General features: G+C 70.9%; 24 protein-coding genes and 3 pseudogenes. 14 read left to right on the top strand and 13 right to left on the bottom strand.

All coding sequences use genetic code 11. The features are described 5' to 3' along the window. Window positions 1-19 precede the first annotated feature (19 nt). Window positions 20-574, top strand: coding sequence for a superoxide dismutase family protein (locus tag OHT74_RS36385; protein WP_267002081.1), 555 nt, complete (start codon window positions 20-22; stop codon window positions 572-574). 63 nt (window positions 575-637) lie between these two features. Here the strand turns inward: OHT74_RS36385 and OHT74_RS36380 are convergent, their stop codons facing one another. The 3 genes and pseudogenes from OHT74_RS36380 to OHT74_RS36370 form a co-directional block, all read right to left on the bottom strand. Further along, window positions 638-1,861 (bottom strand): M20 metallopeptidase family protein, encoded by a 1,224-nt coding sequence (locus tag OHT74_RS36380; RefSeq protein ID WP_328622602.1) that lies wholly within the window; start codon window positions 1,859-1,861, stop codon window positions 638-640. Between the two features lie 22 nt (window positions 1,862-1,883). Continuing rightward, window positions 1,884-2,018 (bottom strand): annotated as a pseudogene (locus OHT74_RS36375) (DUF5988 family protein); the annotation flags it as partial. Window positions 2,019-2,159: 141 nt separating this feature from the next. Then, window positions 2,160-2,849, bottom strand: a pseudogene (locus OHT74_RS36370) (TetR/AcrR family transcriptional regulator); the annotation flags it as partial. A gap of 158 nt (window positions 2,850-3,007) precedes the next feature. Here OHT74_RS36370 and OHT74_RS36365 point away from each other — a divergent pair. Continuing rightward, window positions 3,008-4,246 (top strand): saccharopine dehydrogenase family protein, encoded by a 1,239-nt coding sequence (locus tag OHT74_RS36365; protein ID WP_328622601.1) that lies wholly within the window; start codon window positions 3,008-3,010, stop codon window positions 4,244-4,246. Between the two features lie 75 nt (window positions 4,247-4,321). Next, the gene (locus tag OHT74_RS36360; protein WP_328622600.1) at window positions 4,322-4,786 is read left to right on the top strand and encodes a ribosomal maturation YjgA family protein; all 465 of its coding nucleotides are present in this window, start codon (window positions 4,322-4,324) and stop codon (window positions 4,784-4,786) included. A gap of 13 nt (window positions 4,787-4,799) precedes the next feature. Here the strand turns inward: OHT74_RS36360 and sigJ are convergent, their stop codons facing one another. Next, a complete protein-coding gene (gene sigJ, locus OHT74_RS36355; protein ID WP_328622599.1) occupies window positions 4,800-5,762 on the bottom strand; it encodes an RNA polymerase sigma factor SigJ in 963 nt (320 codons plus the stop codon). A gap of 179 nt (window positions 5,763-5,941) precedes the next feature. Here sigJ and OHT74_RS36350 point away from each other — a divergent pair, with 179 nt between their 5' ends. Then, window positions 5,942-6,346, top strand: coding sequence for a hypothetical protein (locus tag OHT74_RS36350; RefSeq protein WP_328622598.1), 405 nt, complete (start codon window positions 5,942-5,944; stop codon window positions 6,344-6,346). 210 nt (window positions 6,347-6,556) lie between these two features. Next, the gene (locus OHT74_RS36345) at window positions 6,557-7,897 is read left to right on the top strand and encodes a phytase (RefSeq protein WP_443047630.1); all 1,341 of its coding nucleotides are present in this window, start codon (window positions 6,557-6,559) and stop codon (window positions 7,895-7,897) included. A 48-nt stretch (window positions 7,898-7,945) separates the two neighbouring features. On the opposite strand, the gene OHT74_RS36340 is transcribed toward OHT74_RS36345, so the two are convergent. Further along, window positions 7,946-8,350, bottom strand: a complete 405-nt coding sequence (locus OHT74_RS36340; protein ID WP_328622597.1) for an ArsI/CadI family heavy metal resistance metalloenzyme — start codon at window positions 8,348-8,350, stop codon at window positions 7,946-7,948. Between the two features lie 88 nt (window positions 8,351-8,438). Here OHT74_RS36340 and OHT74_RS36335 point away from each other — a divergent pair, with 88 nt between their 5' ends. From OHT74_RS36335 to OHT74_RS36325, 3 genes and pseudogenes are all read left to right on the top strand, one after another. After that, entirely contained in the window at window positions 8,439-8,819 is a 381-nt protein-coding gene (locus OHT74_RS36335; protein WP_328622596.1) for an ArsR/SmtB family transcription factor, read from the top strand. 96 nt (window positions 8,820-8,915) lie between these two features. Then, window positions 8,916-9,334: pseudogene (locus tag OHT74_RS36330) on the top strand (arsenate reductase ArsC). A gap of 219 nt (window positions 9,335-9,553) precedes the next feature. Then, a complete protein-coding gene (locus tag OHT74_RS36325) occupies window positions 9,554-10,090 on the top strand; it encodes an NUDIX hydrolase family protein (RefSeq protein ID WP_266670786.1) in 537 nt (178 codons plus the stop codon). A 151-nt stretch (window positions 10,091-10,241) separates the two neighbouring features. Here OHT74_RS36325 and OHT74_RS36320 read toward each other — a convergent pair whose 3' ends face one another. From OHT74_RS36320 to OHT74_RS36310, 3 genes are all read right to left on the bottom strand, one after another. Continuing rightward, on the bottom strand, window positions 10,242-10,478 hold the full coding sequence (locus OHT74_RS36320) for a hypothetical protein (RefSeq protein WP_266670784.1): 237 nt from the start codon (window positions 10,476-10,478) through the stop codon (window positions 10,242-10,244). Between the two features lie 111 nt (window positions 10,479-10,589). Next, window positions 10,590-11,267 carry a response regulator transcription factor gene (locus OHT74_RS36315; RefSeq protein ID WP_328622595.1) on the bottom strand — a complete coding sequence of 226 codons (678 nt, stop codon included), beginning with the start codon at window positions 11,265-11,267 and terminating at the stop codon, window positions 10,590-10,592. Then, the gene (locus OHT74_RS36310) at window positions 11,264-12,517 is read right to left on the bottom strand and encodes a sensor histidine kinase (RefSeq protein ID WP_328622594.1); all 1,254 of its coding nucleotides are present in this window, start codon (window positions 12,515-12,517) and stop codon (window positions 11,264-11,266) included. The genes OHT74_RS36315 and OHT74_RS36310 overlap by 4 nt, the downstream gene beginning before the upstream one ends. A 158-nt stretch (window positions 12,518-12,675) precedes the next feature. Between OHT74_RS36310 and OHT74_RS36305 the strand changes: the two genes are divergently transcribed. Together OHT74_RS36305 and OHT74_RS36300 are read left to right on the top strand one after the other, a co-directional pair. Beyond that, on the top strand, window positions 12,676-13,002 hold the full coding sequence (locus OHT74_RS36305; RefSeq protein ID WP_328622593.1) for a DUF4190 domain-containing protein: 327 nt from the start codon (window positions 12,676-12,678) through the stop codon (window positions 13,000-13,002). A 43-nt stretch (window positions 13,003-13,045) separates the two neighbouring features. Further along, a complete protein-coding gene (locus OHT74_RS36300) occupies window positions 13,046-14,215 on the top strand; it encodes a serine hydrolase domain-containing protein (protein WP_328622592.1) in 1,170 nt (389 codons plus the stop codon). Between the two features lie 107 nt (window positions 14,216-14,322). Here OHT74_RS36300 and OHT74_RS36295 read toward each other — a convergent pair whose 3' ends face one another. Next, the gene (locus OHT74_RS36295; protein WP_328622591.1) at window positions 14,323-14,751 is read right to left on the bottom strand and encodes an RICIN domain-containing protein; all 429 of its coding nucleotides are present in this window, start codon (window positions 14,749-14,751) and stop codon (window positions 14,323-14,325) included. A 467-nt stretch (window positions 14,752-15,218) separates the two neighbouring features. Here OHT74_RS36295 and OHT74_RS36290 point away from each other — a divergent pair, with 467 nt between their 5' ends. Next, the gene (locus OHT74_RS36290; RefSeq protein WP_328622590.1) at window positions 15,219-15,650 is read left to right on the top strand and encodes an SSI family serine proteinase inhibitor; all 432 of its coding nucleotides are present in this window, start codon (window positions 15,219-15,221) and stop codon (window positions 15,648-15,650) included. 21 nt (window positions 15,651-15,671) lie between these two features. Here the strand turns inward: OHT74_RS36290 and OHT74_RS36285 are convergent, their stop codons facing one another. Further along, a complete protein-coding gene (locus OHT74_RS36285; RefSeq protein ID WP_328622589.1) occupies window positions 15,672-16,238 on the bottom strand; it encodes a DUF3887 domain-containing protein in 567 nt (188 codons plus the stop codon). An 82-nt stretch (window positions 16,239-16,320) separates the two neighbouring features. Between OHT74_RS36285 and OHT74_RS42235 the strand changes: the two genes are divergently transcribed. The 3 genes from OHT74_RS42235 to OHT74_RS36270 all read left to right on the top strand — a co-directional run bounded on the left by OHT74_RS42235 (window position 16,321) and on the right by OHT74_RS36270 (window position 17,909). Further along, a complete protein-coding gene (locus OHT74_RS42235; RefSeq protein WP_443047629.1) occupies window positions 16,321-17,091 on the top strand; it encodes an ABC transporter permease in 771 nt (256 codons plus the stop codon). After that, window positions 17,064-17,258 carry an ATP-binding protein gene (locus OHT74_RS42230; protein ID WP_443047628.1) on the top strand — a complete coding sequence of 65 codons (195 nt, stop codon included), beginning with the start codon at window positions 17,064-17,066 and terminating at the stop codon, window positions 17,256-17,258. Before OHT74_RS42235 ends, OHT74_RS42230 begins: the two co-directional genes overlap by 28 nt. 312 nt (window positions 17,259-17,570) lie before the next feature. Beyond that, window positions 17,571-17,909, top strand: coding sequence for a hypothetical protein (locus OHT74_RS36270; protein WP_266670768.1), 339 nt, complete (start codon window positions 17,571-17,573; stop codon window positions 17,907-17,909). An 80-nt stretch (window positions 17,910-17,989) separates the two neighbouring features. Here the strand turns inward: OHT74_RS36270 and OHT74_RS36265 are convergent, their stop codons facing one another. From OHT74_RS36265 to OHT74_RS36255, 3 genes are read right to left on the bottom strand one after another with little or no spacing between them, the layout of a single operon-like run. Next, window positions 17,990-18,511 (bottom strand): SRPBCC family protein, encoded by a 522-nt coding sequence (locus OHT74_RS36265; RefSeq protein ID WP_328622588.1) that lies wholly within the window; start codon window positions 18,509-18,511, stop codon window positions 17,990-17,992. Beyond that, the gene (locus OHT74_RS36260; RefSeq protein WP_328622587.1) at window positions 18,508-18,945 is read right to left on the bottom strand and encodes an ArsR/SmtB family transcription factor; all 438 of its coding nucleotides are present in this window, start codon (window positions 18,943-18,945) and stop codon (window positions 18,508-18,510) included. Before OHT74_RS36260 ends, OHT74_RS36265 begins: the two co-directional genes overlap by 4 nt. 3 nt (window positions 18,946-18,948) lie before the next feature. Beyond that, window positions 18,949-19,323 (bottom strand): VOC family protein, encoded by a 375-nt coding sequence (locus tag OHT74_RS36255; RefSeq protein ID WP_266670762.1) that lies wholly within the window; start codon window positions 19,321-19,323, stop codon window positions 18,949-18,951. Window positions 19,324-19,414: the final 91 nt, after the last annotated feature.

The following is a 19,414-nucleotide window of genomic DNA, read 5'->3' as shown; positions in this document are numbered from 1 at the left end:
TGGTGAAGAGGAGCAGAAGATGTCCTTGCTCGTTTCAGCGCTCACGGCCTCCCTGGCTGTCGTCCTGCCCCTGGGCGTGGTCGCCGGCCAGGACGTGACGGTGGAGGGCTCGTTCCGGGCAGCCGACGGCCGGCCCACACACCAGGCGGTCACCTTCGACACGAAAGCGGTACCAGCCGGCAGCAAGGTCACTGTCACGGAGCGGTTCGACGGCGACGGCACCCACGTGGAGCTGCGGCTCCACGGCGTGGCGCCGAACCGGACGTTCGGCGCCCACGTGCACCAGAAGCCCTGCGGCAGCAAGCCCAACGACTCCGGGCCGCACTACCAGAACGCCGTCGACCCCAAGCAGCCTTCGACGAACCCCGCGTACGCCAATCCCCGCAACGAGACGTGGCTCGACATCACCACCGACGGCCACGGCAATGGCGCCTCGGCGTCCACCCTGACCTGGCGGTACCGTGCCGGCGGGGCCCGTTCCGTAGTGATCCACGAGCACGCCACCCACACGGAGCCCGGCACGGCGGGCACGGCCGGGGCACGGCTCGCCTGCATCAATGTGCCGTTCGAGTAGGAAACGGGGGACCGGGGCCGGGCAGGGCGCGGGCCGCGGTGGCCCGGGCGACCTCGTACGCCGTCAGCCCGCGAGGTACCGCAGTGCCACGGCTGCGTGGAGGGACATCCCGGCGGCCATGGCGTTCTCGTCGAACACGACGCGGTTGGAGTGGCAGTCCGGGGCGCCGTCGGCCGGGATGGCGGGTGGGCGGGCTCCGAGCAGGGCCATGGCCCCCGGGACGCGTTCGAGGACGTAGGAGAAGTCTTCGGATGCCATGACCGGGTCGGCCAAGGGCTGTACCGGAGCGGTGCCGAGGAGTTCGGTTGCGGCATCGCGGACCGTGGTGGTGAAGGCCGGATCGTTGTGTACAGGAGGGTAGCCCCGGGCCGGGTCGATGTCGGCCTCGGCGCCGTGCGCGGCGGCCACGTTACTGGCCACCCGTTCGATCACGGTGCGCATCCGCTCACGGGACTCCAGCGTCAAGGTACGGCAGGTGCCGTGCAGTTCCGCGGTCTCGGGGATGATGTTGGTGGTCGTGCCGGCCTGGATGCGGGTGATGCTGACCACCACCGGGTCGAAGACGCTGACCGTGCGCGTCACGGCAGTTTGCAGGGCTTGGACGATTTCGCACGCGACGGGGACCGGGTCGAGGGCGAGGTGCGGTGCGGAGGCGTGTCCGCCGCGGCCTCGTACGGTGATGCGGACCAGGTCGGACGCGGCGAACATCGGGCCGGGCCGCACGTGCACGGTGCCGGTGTCGAAGCGGGTCATGACATGCAGCGCGAACGCCGCGTCCACTCCGCTGCCGTCCGGGGTGTCCAGGACGCCTTCCTCGATCATGTACGGGGCGCCGCCTCCGCGTTCCTCGGCGGGCTGGAACATGAACACGACGCGCCCGCGGATCTGCCCGCGGCGGGCGCAGAGCAGGCGGGCTGCGCCGATGAGCATGGCGGTGTGCAGGTCGTGGCCGCAGGCGTGCATGGCGCTCGGGACCTGGGAGGCGTAATCCAGGCCGGTGTCCTCCTGTTGGGGCAGGGCGTCCATGTCGGCGCGGAGCAGAATGGTCCGGCCGGGTTTCGCGCCGTCCAGGGTGGCGACCACCGAACTGAGCCGCTCCCCCGCGGTGATGCGCAGGGGCAGGCCTGTCAGGGCCTCGAGGACGGTCTGTTGGGTGAGCGGCAGGTGCAGCCCGAGTTCCGGTGCCCGGTGGAGGGTGCGGCGCACCTCGATGATGCCGGGCAGCAGCCGATGCGCCTCGTCGAGCAGGGTGTGCAGGCCGGTCGGCGGTCCGGCGAAAGCAGCCATGCGCACGTCTCGGCGCAGGCCGCTACTCGGCGATCTCCGTGCGCTCCCACCACTCGTAGACGGGGAGCCGGCCTTCTGTGCCGTTCTGGAACCTCGACGTGGCTTTGAAGTGTTCGTATCCGCCACGATGTGCAATCTTCAGATCTTCGCCCGTCGCGGTGACCGGTACGACCCGCTCCGGCAGATCCTCCGGCCCGCCCTCAAGTACCGCCATTGTCGTCATGGGTCCAGTCTCGCCAGCGGCCAAACCCCGCGCACCTCGACGCGCCGCCCCGCGCACCCGCCGTGTTGCCGCCTGGAGCCTTGCCTCCGCGCTTGCGAGGAGCATGTCCAGGGCGACCGGGTAGGCGCTGTGGTTCATCCGGGCGGCGAGCAGCCGTGTGGTGGCCGCGATGTGTGGGTACTGCTCGGCCGGCAGCCGGGCGTACGTGGACTCCCACTGCTGCTCGTCGGAGGTCCGGGATGTCTCGGCCATGGCGAGGGCGCCGGCGTCGAGGGCCGCGAAGGCCAGGCTCTGGTCGATGAAGGCGTGGTAGATCAGGACCGCCTCGGGGTCGGGGAAGCCGGCGGTGCGCAGGATGCCGAGGACGGCCTCGTCGGCGGCGATCTCGCGGGGCCGGCCGGTCACGCGGCTGGCGGTCAGTACGGCGGCCTGCGGGTGGGCGAGGTAGGCGCCGTGGATGCGGAGGCCGAATTCGCGCAGGTCACGGCGCCAGTCCCCGGTGGCCGCCCAGCCCTCGAGGGCCCGGCCGATCAGCTCCTCGCCGATGGCGAGGGTGAGGCCGTCCATGCCGTCGAAGTACCGGTAGAGCGTGCTGGGGTCCGCACCGAGGGCGGCGCCGAGCCGCCGGGCGGACAGTCCGGCGCTGCCGTGTTCGCGCAGCATGCGCAGGGCGGTGTCGACGATCAGACGTTCGGACAGGACGGTGCCCTGCCGGGTGGGGCGCCGCCGCCTGCGGGCTTCCTCGGGGACCACCTGCTTCGCCATCGGGTGCCTTCCTCCGCCACGGACGTACGGTCGCCACCGGACCGGCGGCCGTACGAGGGGCCTTATGCCAACACCATTGACCTTATCTCGCCGGCCCGGCTTTCATCCCTCCCATGGGGCGCGGACCTGCGCGGACCTCATCGAGAGAGGGTTTCGTCATGCGTGTTCTGCTTGTGGGCGCCGGTGGCGTCGGTACCGCGATCACACGGATCGCGGCCCGCCGGGACTTCTTCGACCATTTCGTGGTCGCCGACTACGACCTCACCCGCGCACAGGCCGCCGTGGCCGCGGTCGACACCGGCACCGGCGCCGGCGCCGGGCGGTTCGTCGCGCGCCGCATCGACGCCTCCGACGAGGCGGCGGTGGCCGCACTCCTCACCGAGGAGCGGTGCGACGTACTGCTGAACGCGACCGATCCGCGGTTCGTGATGCCGCTGTTCGAGGCGGCCCTCGCGGCGGACAGCCACTACATGGACATGGCCATGTCGCTGTCCCGGCCGCACCCTGGCCGGCAGTACGCGGAGTGCGGGGTCAAGCTCGGCGACGAGCAGTTCGCGCGGGCCGACGCGTGGGAGAAGTCGGGCCGACTGGCGCTTCTCGGCATGGGTGTCGAACCCGGCCTGTCGGACGTCTTCGCCCGGTACGCGGCCGATGAGCTGTTCGACGAGATCGAGGAGATCGGCATCCGTGACGGGGCGAACCTGACCGTCGAGGGCTACGAATTCGCCCCGTCGTTCAACATCTGGACGACGATCGAGGAGTGCCTGAACCCGCCCGTGGTCTACGAGCGGGACCGCGGCTGGTTCACCACCGAGCCGTTCAGTGAGCCGGAGGTGTTCGACTTCCCGGAGGGCATCGGCGCGGTCGAGTGCGTCAACGTCGAACACGAGGAGGTACTGCTGGTCCCGCGCTGGGTGGACGCCAGCCGGGTCACCTTCAAGTACGGACTCGGCGAGGACTTCATCGCCAAGCTGAAGACGCTGCACGCGCTGGGCCTGGACTCGGCCGAGCCGGTCACGGTGCGCAGCGCGGACGGCGCCCCGGTGCAGGTCTCCCCGCGCGACGTGGTCGCGGCGTGCCTGCCCGACCCGGCCGCGCTGGGCGAGCGGATGGCAGGCAAGACCTGCGCGGGCACCTGGGTGAAGGGCACCAAGGACGGCCGGCCGCGCGAGGTGTACCTGTACCACGTGGTGGACAACCAGTGGTCGATGCGCGAGTACGGTTCCCAGGCCGTGGTGTGGCAGACCGCGGTCAACCCGGTCGTGGCGCTCGAGCTCCTGGCCGGCGGGGTGTGGGCAGAGGCCGGCGTACTCGGCCCCGAGGCCCTTCCGCCTCGCCCGTTCCTGGACCTGCTGTCCGCGTACGGCTCCCCGTGGGGCGTCCGGGAGCAGGGCTGAGCCGGATCCCTCCTCCCGTTCCGCGAGGCGGGGCCCGGTTCCGAGGCGGGTGGGCACGCCCGGCAGGATGGTCCCGTGCCTACTGCCCCCGAAATCCATGACCCTGCTGCCGCCGACCCGTTGCGGACCCGACTCGCGGCGGCCGGAGTCGCGGTGGTGACCGTAGGCGCGGGGCTGGGGCTCAGAGCCGTGACGGCGGGGGACATCGCCAAGTACGGCGGAGACGCGCTGTACACCGTCCTGCTCCTCACCCTCGTCGTGGTCCTGGCGCCGGGGGTGACGCCCTTGCGGGCTGCCGCCGGCGCCCTGGCCGCGAGTTGGGCGATCGAGTTCCTCCAGCTCAGCGAGATCCCCGGGGAACTCTCCCGGCGCAGCACCGTCGGCCGTCTCGTACTCGGCTCCACCTTCAATCCGCCCGACCTGTTCTGGTACGCGGTCGGCGCGGCAGCGGGCTACACCGTCCACACGGCGCTGCGCTCCCGCCTCGGCGCCGGGGGGCGCCGAGCAGTACCGGACAGCGCCCCGGGCGGCCATGGGTGAGTACCCCTGGAGCCTACGCGTCGCGGGGGTCTCGGCTCTCGGTCCACGGCCGGAGTTTCTCCGGGTTGCGGACCGCCCAGATACGAGTGACGCGGCGCCCGGTGAGGTCGAACGCCGCCACGGTCACGGTGACGCCGCTGTGTTGGGCGACGAGACCGGGCCGGCCGTTCACCGTCCGCTCCAGGAGCGTCAGCCCCGGGGCCTTGGCGGCGATGTGGATCAGGTACGCGGCGATGCGCTCGCTGCCCTCGACCGGGCGCAGGACGGTGCCGACCAGGCCGCCGCCGTCGGCGACCATCGTGGCATCGGGGTCGAGGAGGTCGACGAGGGCCTCGATGTCCTTCGCCTCCCACGCCTCTTTGAAATTCCGTACCAGTGCCGCTTGTTCACCCGTCGCGGTGGCCGGAGCCCGCTCGGCACGAATACGTCGTCGGGCCGAGGATGCCAACTGCCGGCAGGCTGCCGGCGTCCGGCCGACGATCGCGGCGACCTCCGCGAACGGGTACCGGAAGACGTCGTGCAGGATGAACGCCACGCGTTCGGCCGGTGTCATCGCGTCCAGTACGACGAGGAAGGCCATGCTCACCGACTCGTCCAGGGTGACCCGGTCGGCCGGGTCGGCCGGCTCGGTGCTGCTGCCGCCCGCCGGCCCTCCGTGCCACTCCGCACGGTCGGGCAGCGGCTCGGGTATCCACGCGCCGACGTAGCTCTCGCGCCGCGCCCGCGCCGAGCCGAGCTGGTCCAGGCAGATGCGGGTGGCCACCGTCGTCAGCCAGGCGCCGGGCGCCTCGATGGCCTCCTGCCGTTCGCGTGACATCGCGTACCAGCGGGTGTAGGTCTCCTGCACGGCGTCCTCGGCCTCGCTCAGCGAACCGAGCAGCCGGTAGCCGAGGTTGATCAAGTGCCGCCGCTCGCCGACGAGCGCGCTCAGGCTCGGCTCGGACCGGTCATGCCCTGGCTCGTACGGGTTGTTCATGGCCTCGACCGCTCCCTGGTTCTTCGGTTCTTCCCGTCCGCTTCCGCTCTCGCCACTTCGACGAAACACCGCGCAGGATCGTGAGGTCGGGGCTTCGCCTCACATTTCGCGGGCCCACGTCGTCGGACCAGCGAGACACTACCGATCCATCGCCGCAAGGCAGAAGAGGGGACCGACTCATGGCCGCAACGACGACGGCGCAGCACCGCGGACTCACGTTCGTGCAGGTGGCGATCGCCCTGCAGACCTTGGCCATCTTCTTCCAGGCCGTCACCGCCGGACTGCTGTTGTCCACGTCCCACGGCGAGGTACTGCACGGCGTCGGGGCGCGTGTGATGTACGGCGCGTCGATGGTGTATGTGCTCGCCGCGGTCCTGGCGTGGCGGCCGGGCGGCGGCTCGCCCCGCCCCATCCTGTACTCGTCGGGCTTCCTCGTACTCGCCTCGGTACAGGTGGTGTTGGGCATCGCGCACATACCGTCGCTCCATGTGCCCCTGGGGGTCCTGATGTTCGGGCTGAGCGTGCTGGCGCTGGGCCAGGTGGTGGCCCCGCGCTGGTCGGGGCGCACCGGCACCGGATCGTAGCCGCTTCGTCGACTGCTCCCGCCGCCGGCGGGACAGCGCTGCTGTGCGGCGGCGGGTGGAGGAGGATTCGAGGGCGGCGAGCGACGACACGTCTTGTTCATGTCGTGCATGACTGTCCGTCGCCTGGCGACGACGAGCCCTTGGCGCAAGGGCTCGAGTCTTCAGCTGCCATGACCGCACACGTGTCTGACCAACCGTTGGAGACTCCTGGTGGACCCTCATCGTCCCGCTCGCCCTGCGCGCCCCGCTCGTCCCGCCGTACCCGCCCTCGCGCTGACCGCGGCGCTCGCCGTCCTCGCCGGCCTCACCGCGGCCGCCCCCGCCACGGCGCAGAGCCGCAAAAGCGGCCCGCTCCCCGCCGTCACCCCGGTGGCGGAGACCGCCACGCTGTTCGACGACGAGGAGGGCGGCAACGCCAACGCCGACGACCCCGCCATCTGGCGCAACAACGCCGACCCCGACCGTAGTCTGGTCGTCGCCACGGCCAAGGAGGGCGGGCTGCGGGTCTACGACCTCGGCGCGCGTCAGGTGCAGGCGCTGCCCGCGCCGAGCCGGCCGGGACCGGACGATGCACCGGGGCGGTTCAACAACGTCGACCTGGTCCACCGGATGCGCCTGTCGGCCGGCCCGGCGGATCTCGCCGTCGTCACCGACCGCGGCAACGACCGCCTCCGCTTCTACCGCATAGACCGCAACCGCCCCGGCGGCCCGCTGACCGACGTCACCGCGCCGACCGTTCCTCCGGTCTTCTCCGCCTCGCAGGAGGAGATCAACGACCAGCGCACCGCGTACGGTCTGGCGACCTGGACGGACCAGGCCACCGGCCGCTCCTACGCCCTGGTCAGCCGCCGCCACGAGACGAGGCTCGCCCTGCTCGAACTGACCGCCGCCCCCGGCGGTACGGTCGGCTACCGCCTCGTGCGGACCCTGGACCTGCCCTCCTCCTTCCGTCTGCCGAACGGCACGTCCTGGAGCCCCTGCGGTGAGCCGGGCGAGCGGCCCCAGGTCGAGGGCATGGTCGTCGACCCCGCCGACGGCACCCTCTACGCCGGCCAGGAGGACGTCGGCATCTGGCGGATGCGGGCCGATCTGACCTCGGCGCCGGTGCTGGTGGACCGGGTCCGCGAGTACGGTGTCCCGGCCACGTACAACGAGGGGACCGAGGAGTGCACGCCCGGCGTCGACCCGGGCTTCGGCGGCCGCCGCCTGTCCGCGGACGTGGAGGGGCTGACCATCGTCGACGAAGGGGACGGTGACGGCTACCTCATGGTGTCGAGCCAGGGCGACAACACGTTCGCCTTCTACGACCGCGAGCGCAAGGACAACCACGAGTACGAGGGCGGCGTACGGATCACCGCACGCTCGCGGGACCTCGACGGCTCGGAGGAGTGCGACGGGGCCGCGGCCCTGAACCAGCCCCTCGGCCGCGCGTTTCCCCGCGGCCTCCTCGTGGTCCAGGACGGCCACGACGCCCCCGAGGACGGCCCGCGCACCGCCACGGGCTTCAAGTTCGTGGACCTGGGCAAGGTGCTGGACGCCGTGGACGACTGACCACAGGGCGGGCCCGCAACCGGGCCCGCCCGACCGGGCCATGGCGCGTCACGACACGGTGGTCGTCGAGATCGGCCCGACCCAGGCGGCGTCGGCCTTCACGACGTAGACCTCCCACGGCTCCTTGCCGGGGCCTGTCACCCACACCTTGTCCTGCAGCGCGTAGCAGCAGGAGGTGTCGTTCTCCTCGAAGGTGGCGAGCCCGGCCTCCTTGAGGCGGTAGGTGGCGGCGGCGACCTGCTCGGTGGACTCGACCTCGACGCCGAGGTGGTCCAGCCGGGTGTCCTCGCCGGCCGGGCCCTCGATGAGGACGAGCTTGAGCGGCGGCTCGGCGATGGCGAAGTTCGCGTAGCCGGGGCGGCGCTTGGCGGGCTCGGCGCCGAAGAGCTTGGAGTAGAAGGCGATCGAGCCTTCGAGGTCGGCGACGCGAAGGGGGAGCTGAACACGGGACATGGCAGCCTCCCGGGATCCGGGGTCCATATCGACGGATATCGATACAGTAGAGCTTGGCATTCGGATAGACGACTGCCAACATAGACACATGTCGAATCCGGAACTGCAGGTGCTCGGTCAGGACCAAGCGGTGGCGGTGGCATGCTGCTCGCCGATGGTGCGCGAGCCGCTGGGCGAGGAAGCCGCCGCCGACCTGGCGAAGACGTTCAAGGCCCTGGCCGACCCGGTGCGGCTGCGGCTGCTGTCGCTGATCGCCTCGCACGAGGGCGGCGAGGCGTGCGTCTGCGACCTGACGGGCCCGTTCGACGTCTCGCAGCCGACGATCTCCCATCACCTCAAAGTGCTGCGCGAGGCCGGCCTGGTCGGCTCCGAGCGACGCGGAACCTGGGTCTACTACTGGCTGCTGCCCGCCGCCCTCGCCCGCCTCTCCTCGCTCTTCGAGGCCCCTGCCGACGGACACTCCGGATGACCGACGCGGCTCGGCTCGGGCGCCGAGCGGCCGTCCAGGTCTTCGTCGGCCGCTGACCCGCCCCGCTGGACCACCCGACCAGGAAGAGCCCTCTCCATGAGCGCTCCCGCTGCCCCGTCCGTACTGTTCGTCTGCGTCCACAACGCCGGCCGCTCACAGATGGCCGCCGCCTTCCTCACCCACCTAGGCCAGGACCGCGTACAGGTGCGCTCGGCCGGCTCCGCCCCCGCCGACACCGTGAACCCTGCGGTTGTCGAGGCGATGCGCGAGGCGGGGTCGACATCTCCGCCGAGACGCCCAAAGCGCTGACCGTCGGGGCGGTGCAGTCGTCCGACGTGGTGATCACCATGGGCTGCGGCGACGCCTGCCCCTACTTCCCTGGCAAGCGGTACCTGGACTGGCAGCTGGAGGACCCGGCCGGACAGGGTGTCGATGCCGTCAGACCCATCCGCGATGAGATCGAGCAGCGCGTACGCGGCCTCCTCGCCGACCTCGGCATCCAGGCCGCGACATGAACACCGCCCGCGCAGCTGACGTAGGCAGGCGCGGTGCAAGGAGCTTCAGCAGCGGGGCCGAACCCGGCGAAGCCGGTCGTCTCGTGGAACCGCACCCGGCCCGAACAACAACACGGAACACCGGTTCGGCCATTCCGTAGCCACGACCGGCACGAAACTCCCGTATCCGAACCGGCCCGCATTCCTGCGGGCACCCCACCCGGAAAGTATGCTCAAACAATGTCTGACACGACCGAAACCACGCCCGGCTGGCTGACCACGGACGAGCTGGAAACGGCCCGGGCCCGGATGCCGATCCTGTACGTGGAGGCCGTGCCCGTACGTGTGGACGACAGCGGCGAAGTCACCAGCATCGGACTGCTGCTGCGCATCGGTCCGGACGGAACGGTCAGCCGCACCCTGGTGTCAGGCCGGGTCCTGCACCACGAGCGGGTCCGTGATGCGCTGCTGCGCCACCTGGAGAAGGACTTGGGGCCGGTGGCCCTGCCCCGTGTTCCCGCCTCCCTCCAGCCGTTCACGGTCGCGGAGTACTTCCCCACAGCGGGCGTCACCTCCTACCACGACCCGCGCCAGCACGCGGTGTCCCTCGCCTACATCGTGCCGGTGAGCGGCGACTGCCGCCCCCGCCAGGACGCGCTCGACCTGGTCTGGTTCAGTCCGCAGGAGGCTGCCTCGCAAGCCGTGGAGAGCGAAATGCCCGGCGGGCAGGGGGTACTGCTGAAGCAGGCACTTGCGCACGTGGGACACGCGTACTGAGCCCCCATGACGCCGTGTCCGCGCGGCTGCCGTGCCGGACAGCCCAGAGCGCGCGGACGCATCGTGGGCAAGACGGAGCCGACCCTGGACCGGACACTGCGCGCTGCCGCGGTGCCCATCCGGGGCCGGCCGGTCTCCCGCCGGGCAGAACCTAGCGCGGGTTCCAGGTGAACTTGCCGCCTCCGACCCACCGGACCACGTCCTGGTCGTCGAGGTCGTGGATCACGATCCCCATCTCCGCGGCGAGCAACAGCACGTCCGTCATCGACATCGCCCTGCCGATGAACTCTCCGTCGACTTCCACGATGCGAAAGGGTGGGTTGCCGGGTTGAACGCCCAGTACGGTGATCCGCGCCGGGGACATGTGAGGTGCCGAGCCTTCGGTCATGCGGAGACGGTTCCATGCCGGGACCGGTGACGGGCGCGGCGACACGTTCCGAGGGGCCGATCGGTTTCCCTTTACGGCGCCGTACGGTCGGAACGAGCCCTCCTGGCAGCGTCAGCCGGTGAACCCCGGCACCACCAGACCTGACTCGTACGCGATCACCACCGCGTGGGTCCGGTTCTGGGCTCCCAGCTTGTTCAGTACGTTCCCGACGTGCGTCTTCACCGTCTCCAGGCTCACCGTCAGCGACTCCGCGATCTCCGGGTTGGACAGGCCGGTGGCCATCAACCGCAGCACACCCTCCTCCCGCCCCGTCAGCGAGGCCCTCGGCAACGCCTTCGAGGAGTGCAGCGGGCGGGCAGCGACCATGCGGCGCAGTGCCGCCGGGAAGAGGATCGCCTCCCCGGCCGCCACCACCCGCACCGCTTCCGTGATCTGACGGACCGGAAGCCTCTTGAGCACGAACCCGCTGGCCCCTGCGCTGAGCGCGGCGGTGACGTAGTCGTCGTTCTCGAAGGTGGTGATCACCACGACCTTCGGCGGCTCATCAGACTCGGCCAGCACCCGCCGGGTGGCCTCGATCCCATTGCAACGCGGCATCCGCACATCCATCAGGACCACGTCCGGCCGTAGCCGCTGCACCTGTTCGACCGCCTCGACGCCGTCGGCGGCCTCCCCGATCACCGTGATCCCCGGCTGTACCCCGAGCAAAGTGCGCAGACCGCTTCGGGTCACCTCGTCGTCGTCCGCGATCAGGAGTGTGACGGCTGCGCTCGTGTCAGAGCCGATCATGCCGACCACCGTACCGGCAGCCGGACCGCCAGCCGCCAGTGCTGCGGACCGTGTGGGCCTGCGTCGATCTCGCCGTGCAGCAACCGCACGCGCTCGGCCAGCCCGGGCAGGCCGTGCCCGGATGTCGGGAAGGCACCCGGCCCCGAGCCCGCACCCGTGCTCGTGCCGGGACCGGTCCGGTTGACCACACTGAGCTCCAGTCCGTCCTCCGCGGCGGCCACCCGGACCCCGATCGGCCCTCCCGCCCCGTGCCGCAACGCGTTCGTCAATCCCTCCTGCAGTATCCGGTAGGCCGCCCGCGAGAGTGTCCCCTGCACCTGCGCCAACTCGCCGGACATTTCCGGCTCCACCACCGCGCCCGCGTGCCGCAACCGGTCGAGCAGCTCAGGCAGGTCGGCCAGGGTGCGGGTCGGCGCCGTCTCCGCCTTCTCCTCGCGCAACACGCCAAGTACGTAGTCCAGGTCCTCCAGCGCGGCCCGGGCCGACTCCTCGATGCTGCGCAGGGCGGCCCGCGCCGCCACCGGGTCGGCGGAGAGCACCTCGCCGGCCACCGCGGCCTGGATCGTGGTCGCCGTCAGCGTGTGCCCTATGGAGTCGTGCAACTCATGGGCGAGTCGGTTGCGTTCGGCCAACTGCAGTTCCCGCTCCGCCGCCAGCGCGAGCCGCTCAGCCGATGACGGTCCCAGCAGTCTGGGCGCCAGCCACCGTAGGGCGTTCGCCACCAACGCGCACACGGCCGCCGCCAGCAGCAGGCACCCGAGCGCCACGACCCAGCTCTGCCAGCCACCCTCCACCCGCACCGACCAGCCGAACAGACTCAGCCGCGCCTCGGCGCCGAGCCAACCTCCCGGGAGGACCAGGCCCGAAAGGAACAGCAGACCGCTCACCAGGGCCCCGGCCCACCCCAGTGCCACGTGCAGCAGCAGCCAGAGGGGAGTCCGCCAACGGTCGGCGCCGGAACTTGCAGGCTGACGTGCCGTCACAGGATCCGGCAGCGGCACGCACAACAGTCGGCGGGCCGACGCGACCAGCGCCCGCCGTGTGATGCGGGCCAGCCCCACCACGCCGATGAGTGCCGCCCAGACCAGCAGGACCAGAACGCTCTGCACTGCCTCGGGAGCGGATCGCCACGCCAGCAGCGGCAGCAGCGCGAAGGGCAGCAGTGGAAGGCTCGCCACCGCGCCGCAGTAGGCGAACAGCATGCCCGAGTACGTGGAGCCGCGCAGCAGCGGCCGGATGCCCTTGATCATAGTCGGCCAGTATGGCCGGGCAGCTCGCCGGTGACCTCCCCCGATCGAGGGAGTGCTTTCTCCCGCTTTCCCGTGATGCGCATCCGAGACCCCGGAAGTCACGATCGTGCCCTGAGCAGTTGACCGAAGGACGGCTGATGAACACGCAAGGGACAGACATGTCGCCACATCACACGGTGTCGACCAACGGACTGGCCGGGGCGGCCGCGGTGCTGGGCGCTGTCGGCTTGAGCACGTCGGTCGTCTTCATCGGAGGCCCGCTCGGCGTCATCGGCCTGATCCTGGGCATCGTCGCCCTGAGGACGGCCAAGCGGACCGGCACAGGCCGGGGCCGAGCCGTCACCGGCGTGGTGACGTCGGCCATCGCGATCGCGGTGTCCGTCCTCATCGCCGTCTTCGTGGTCTGGTACGCCAACAAGACACAGGAGTGCTACCAGCCCGACAGCCTCAGGCAATACAGGCAGTGCGTCCAACAGCAGCTGTAGCGCCGGATTCCCAACGGTTCCACGATTCCATAGGAGTTGACTCATGCCTGAGCAGGTAGCGCAGATGTTTCGTTCTTCCACGCGGCAGCAGGGCGGCCGGCGCGGAGCCCTGTCGGCCGCGGCCGCTGTGGCTGTAGGTGTCATGACGCTGGGCGCCTTGGCGCCGCCCGCGGCGTTCGCCGCCGCCCGGCCGGACACCGTCCAGCAGGGCCTGAACGCCCTGGTGCGCGCCGACGGCCTGCCCGCCGCGCTGGCGAGCGTCAAGGACCGTGAGGGCCGTACCCGTAGCTACATCGCGGGGGTGGGTGACCTGGCCACCGGGTCGAAGGTGTCTGACGACGGGCAGGTGAGGATCGGCAGCAACACCAAGGTGTTCACCGCGGTGGTCGTGCTGCAACTGGTCGGTGAAGGGAAGATCGGCCTGGACGCAACGGTCGACAGCTATCTGCCGGGCCTCGTACGCGGGGAAGGGTTCGACGGACGCCACATAACCGTCCGTCAGCTCCTGCAGCACACCAGTGGACTTCCCGACTACGAAGCCCTCGTCGACGACGACATCCGCCAGCACCGCTACCTTGAACCCCGCGACCTCCTGGACATCGCCTTCCAGCGCAAGGCCGACTTCGCCCCCGGGACGAGCTGGGGGTACAGCAACACGAACTACGTGCTGGCCGGCCTGATCATCCAGAAGGTCACAGGCCGCCCCCTCGCCGAGGAGATGGACAAGCGCGTCATCCGGCGCATCGGGCTGCGCCACACCTATTTCCCCGCCCCTGGTGACATGGCCATCCGAGAGCCCCATCCCCGGGGCTACCAGAAGGATTCAGCAGACGCGCCCCTGCGCGACGTCACGGAGATAGACCCTTCCGTGGGCTGGGCGGCGGGCCAGTTGATCTCCACGAATTCCGACCTCAACCGGTTCTTCACCGCGCTGCTGGCCGGCCGCCTCCTCCCGGAAGCCCAGCTCGCCCAGATGCGCACCACCGTCCCCATCGGGGACACCGGCGCCGCCTATGGACTGGGGCTCATGAGCAGGCCGCTGTCCTGTGGCGGTGTCTACTGGGGCCACGGCGGCGACATCAACGGATACGAGACCCGGGGCGGAGCCACCGACGACGGCCGCGCCGCCAGCGTCGCGGTAACCATCATCCCGCCCGACTACACAACCACGAAGCGTGTCGAGAGTCTGGTGGACACGGCCTTGTGTCGCTGAACCACGACGCAACCCGGCGCGCCGCGCATCAGCCCGGCCGGTGGCTGCCGGTCGAGCTGCGGCCGTGTGGTGGCCCGGCCGCAGGGGCCGGGCACCAACCGGCCTGCTCAGTCGATGGGCACTCCGGTCCGCAGGAACCAGCGGCGCGACGGGTGCGTGTCGCACGTGAACTGGACCAGTTGGAGGTTGTTCTCACGGGAGACGCCGCCCGCGACGGTCGCACACTTGCCCGTCTGCGCGTTCACGAGCTGGACGGAGCCGGAGCTGTCCCGGTTGGTGATGCGCCAGCGGCGCGAGGGGTGCGTGTCGCAGGTGAACTGGACCAGTTGGAGGTTGTTGGCGGCGGAGACGCCGCCCGCTATGGTCGCGCACTTGCCGGTCTGCGCGTTCACGAGCTGGAACGTTCCCGATGTCCGCGCAGGGGAGGCGGGCGCGGTTGCCTGCGCGACCGCGGCATCGGGCAACAGGACGAGGCTCCCGGCGAGAAGAACGGTCGGCACCGTCAGAAGCCGACGCGCGCGGGTGTGCTTGCGCATGGGAGTGCCCCTCTCATGAGGGTGTGAGGGAGGTCAGAACACAGGGAGGTCAGAACACAGGGTGGCCGGCCCGAGGACGGTTCCGTCCTCCTGGGCTCCATGAACGGCTCTCCCACTATCGAAGCCCACCCCCCGGTGCCGCAACCGGTGACCGGCCTTGGGCCGACGGATGCGGAACGGCAGTATCCGGTCAGCCTGGATGGCCGTTCGATGAACCGCGCGCGGCCGACGGCAGGTCAACGGCCTGCGATCGGCACGCCACGCCCGGTGTCACCCTCCGTCCGCGCGCGGTTGCGAAGGGCACACGCCCCACCTGAGCAGCCAGAACGACCATTCGGTCGCCTGCATTCGAACAGGGTGTCCGTAAATCGGTCATCGATGTGCACTCAGCCTTCGCACCAGAGAGACTCGGCAGCGTCAAGTCGACACACCGCAGCCAAATGCTGCATCCACCCTTTGAATTGAAAGTGAGTACTGTCGTGCGCTACCGCATCGCTGCCGTCTCCGCCGCCGCCCTTCTCTCCCTGACCGGCGCCACCGGCATCGCCGAGGCACAGCCCGCGAGCCTGTACGCCCCGTCCGCCGTGGTCCTCGCCGTCGCCAAGGGCGAGGACGCGGCCACCGTCGTGCGGGCGTCCGTCCTCAGCTGCGCACCGACCGCCCAGGGCACGCACCCCGACCCCCAGGCCGCCTGTTCGGCCCTCGCCGCCACCGCCGGCAGCCTCGACACGCTCCTGACCGCCCCGGACGCGAACCGCGCCTGCCCGATGCACTACGACCCCGTCACCGTCAGCGCGGACGGCGTCTGGAAGGGCAGCCGCATCTCCTGGAAGCACACGTTCTCCAACGCGTGCACCATGTCCGCGACCTTCAACGGGAATGCCGTCTTCGCGTTCTGACCGGCGGATCCGACGGGGGGCTCAGGGCTGTCGGACGGTCAGCGAGATCGGCACACCCGGCTCGAGCAACCACAGACCAGCGACGCTTCCGTCCTCGTGGAAGGACACGCGGAACTCCCCGGCCTCGCGTTCCATCCGCAGCGGCACACTGACCACGGTGAACTCGCCGGCTGCGACGTCCTCGGGATCCCCGTGTGATCGGTAGCGCCCGAACGTGGCCTGGTAGGTCTTCCAGGCCCCCGCGAGGGCGTCCGGGGTCAGTACCTTGCGCAGCGTCGCATCGAAGTGGGCTGTGGCCCCGGCGACGTTGCCGCTCACGATGTCGTCGAGCGTCCGGGTGGCGGTCCGGTCATACGGAGTCCGAGCGGCCGGGGAGGCTGCTGCGACCCGGCCCGCGACCGTCGTCGTGGCGGCGTGGGCCTGCATCGCGGCCGACGCGAAATCACTGGCCGGCAACAGCATGCAGGCGGCCAGCGCGCCAGTGGCCACGGCCTGAACGAGTTGCCGCTCGCCGCTGCTGAACGTTGTGACGTTGCGCGGCATCACAACCACGCCCCTCTCCGGCTCCGCGGCTCCGGACACGTCCATCCTGCGCCCCTCGCTCTCCCCTCGCATGCCAGGCCCGTCAGGCGGACGGGCTCACGCCCGGCTTGAGGGTGTTCTGACCTCGTTGCGGCAGCAGCGCCTTGCAGGTCTGGAAGGCCTGAGCCGACTGCGGGTCGGAGGTGAGAAGCTCGGTACCAACGCCCTGAACGTCGCCTCCGGCAGCGGGTTCGGCGGCTCGCGATCCGGCTCCGCCAACGGCACGAAGCCGCTGACCGTCGAGGACGCGCGGGTGCTCGCCGACCCTTCAGCGGCCCCGCGCATCGAGTCGGTGGCGCCCGAGGTCACCACCTCGCAGACCGCACTCCACGAGGGCACCTCGCACACGGTCGGCCAGGTCGTCGGCACGTGCCCGGCGTACTTCAAGGCCTCCAACAGCAAGGTGGCCAAGGGCGACTGCTTCAGCAGCGAGGACGTACTGGCATCCCGGAAGGTCGCCGTCATCGGCTCGACGACTGCCGCCGACCCGGTCGGCCGGAAGATGGTGCTCGGCGGCACGCCGTTCACCGTGGTCGGGGTGCTGTCCGCCAAGGGCGGCACCGGGTTCCAGGACCCGGACGGCGTGGTGGTCGCGCCGCTGCCGATCCGGGGTTTCGCCGAGCTGTACCGGATGGGCGCCTTCGTCGACGCCCTGCACGACACCCGGGCGCTGGACCCGACGCGCGAGGTGACCTTGACCGGTCCGGGCGGCGTCGGCCTGCCGGGCCCCGCACCGGTGAACGGTGACGAGGCTCGACTGCGTCAGCTGGTCGCGAACCTCGTCGGCAACGCCGTCACGCACACGCCCGCGGATCCCAGGTACGTATCGGGGTGGGCAGCGCAGGCGGCCACGAGGTGATCGAGGTGGCCGCCTGCGGGCCGGGTCTCACGCCCGAGCAGGCGGCCCGGGTCTTCGAACGGTTCTACCGGGTGGACGCCTCCCGCAGCCGACAGGCGGGCGGTGGGACGGGCCTCGGGCCGGCCATCGCCTCTGCGCTCGTCCAGGCCCATGGGGGCGGGCTGTAGCTGGACACGATGCGTCACCGGGCGGGGGACGGTGTTCCGCGTCGCCTGGGGTCGGCCGGACACTGACCGTGCGGTGACTGCGCGCATCCGGACCGGCGGCGCGGGCCGGCGGATCCACGGGGCCCGCTCCTGCGGGGCGCAGCCCGCGCGGGCTGCGCCCCGCACCACACCCGTCGACGTGGGTCAAGCCCCGAGTATCAGGGGCATGACCCGTCGTGCGTGCCTGGGGCCCAATGGAGACACGGAGCCCGCCAGGGGCTCTCCCCCGGGGGCCTCGCCCCCGAGGCCCTCTCGCACCACAAGGAGCACATCATGATCCGTACGACCCTGACCACGCGTCTCGCCCTCCTCGGCGCCTCCACCGCCCTCGCCGCAGGCGGCGCGCTGCTGCCCTCCAGCGCCTTCGCCGCACCGGCTGCGCCGCAGGTCGCAGCCGTGCAGACGGCACCCGACCACCAGACGCACCATGCCGGTAACACGACGACGGTCACCGAAACGAAGACCTTCAGTCGCACGCTGCCCGACGGCAGGGTCAGGGTCATCACGACCACGACGGTCACCAAGACCACCAAGCACCACGGCAAGGTGGTCAAGCAAAGCGTCACGACGACCCAGTCCAAGAAGACCCTCCCGGCGCCGCACGACGACTGAGGGAGCCACACGGAAACGTGGAACGGCCCGCAATCCCGTCCGGGGTTGCGGGCCCTTCGTGGCTGCGTGGAGCGGCGGCTCTAGCCGGCGGTGCCGGCGTCGGCGGGCCGGTCGGGGTCGTCGAGGCGGTCGAGGCGGTCGAGGCGGTCGAGGCGGTCGAGCAAGGCGGCCAGGGAGCGCATGATGCCGCCGCGCCAGCCGTTGCCCATCAGGGTGCGGGCGCGCTGCTGGAGGGGGTGGTCGGGGTCGAAGCCCTCGTGGTCGAGGAGGAGGCGGGTGCCGCGGCCCTCTGGGTGCAGGGTCCAGGTGATGGTCCAGTCGACGTCGGCGCCCTGGTCGGGGTCGGCGTCCCGCCAGCCGATACGGAGCATCCGGCCCGGCTCGAAGGCCAGCACCTCGGCGGCGATGGTCCCGGAGAAGCCGGTGGCCGGCATCGGGATCGCCTGCATGGTGTAGCGGTGGCCGACCTCCAAGCGGAAGTCACCCGGCATGAACCAGCGGGCCAGCAGCTCCGGTTCCGTCAGGGCCCGCCACACCTTCGCGGGCGGGTGAGGCAGGAATTGATCGACGTGGACCGCGGTCAGGTCCTCGCGTCCGGTCATGGAGCGTTCTCGTTTCCGTCGGGTGTGGGGGGCGGGGCGGGCGCGACGGTCGTACGGGGCACGGGACCGGGTGGGGACGGCTCGTCCGGCATCTCGTCCAGGAGACCGCCCAGGGCGCTGAGCTTCTCGCGCCAGAACCGCTCGTAGGGGTGCAGCCACTCCTGGACCTCCAGCAGCGGCGCCGCCTGGAGGCGGTAGATGCGCTGGCGGCCCGCCTTCGTCTCGGCGACCAGCCCGCTCTCGCGTAGGACCCGCAGCTGCTCGGAGAAGCTCGGGCGCGCCATGTCGAAGTGCGCGGCCAGCTCGGCGACCGGCTGCGGGCCCTGTTCGCGCAGCAGTCTGAGGACCTCGCGGCGTATCGGACTGGCGAGGGCCGCGAACACCCGGCTCTCCGCCCCTTGCGCCATCTCGGCCGTGCCGCCCCCGCCCGCCACGGCTCAGAACCCTTCCGGTACGGGTGCGGCCAGGACCCAGGTGTTGCCGTCCGGGTCGGCGAACGTGGCCTGGCGGCCCCACGGGTAGTCCACCGGACCGCCGACCTCGACGCCGGCCTGGGCGAGTTCGGCGCAGTCGGCATCCAGGTCGGTGCTCTCCAGCAGGGTCGCGGCCAGATTCCCCGGAGTGAAGCCCATCTCGGCGGTCGCCAGGACGAAACCGGTCTGGGCGCCCTTCGGGGCGACCTGGAGCCACCGGACGGGGCCCACCGCGCGGTCGGAAACGACCTCGAATCCGAGGATGCCGACGTAGAAGGCCCTGGCCCGCTCCTGGTCGGAGACGGGCACGGTCGCGAAACGGGTGTGGGTGATGTTCATGCACACCACTATAGGTAGGAAATTTCCTACCTATCAAGTCGATCCCCCGGGCTGGGCACCGGGGCCCTCCTGCGCCTTGTCAAGCCACGAA

The organism is Streptomyces sp. NBC_00354 (assembly GCF_036106915.1).
Classification (GTDB): domain Bacteria; phylum Actinomycetota; class Actinomycetes; order Streptomycetales; family Streptomycetaceae; genus Streptomyces.
Note: the sequence above shows the minus strand (reverse complement) of the source record. Positions and strands in the feature narration are given on the sequence as shown.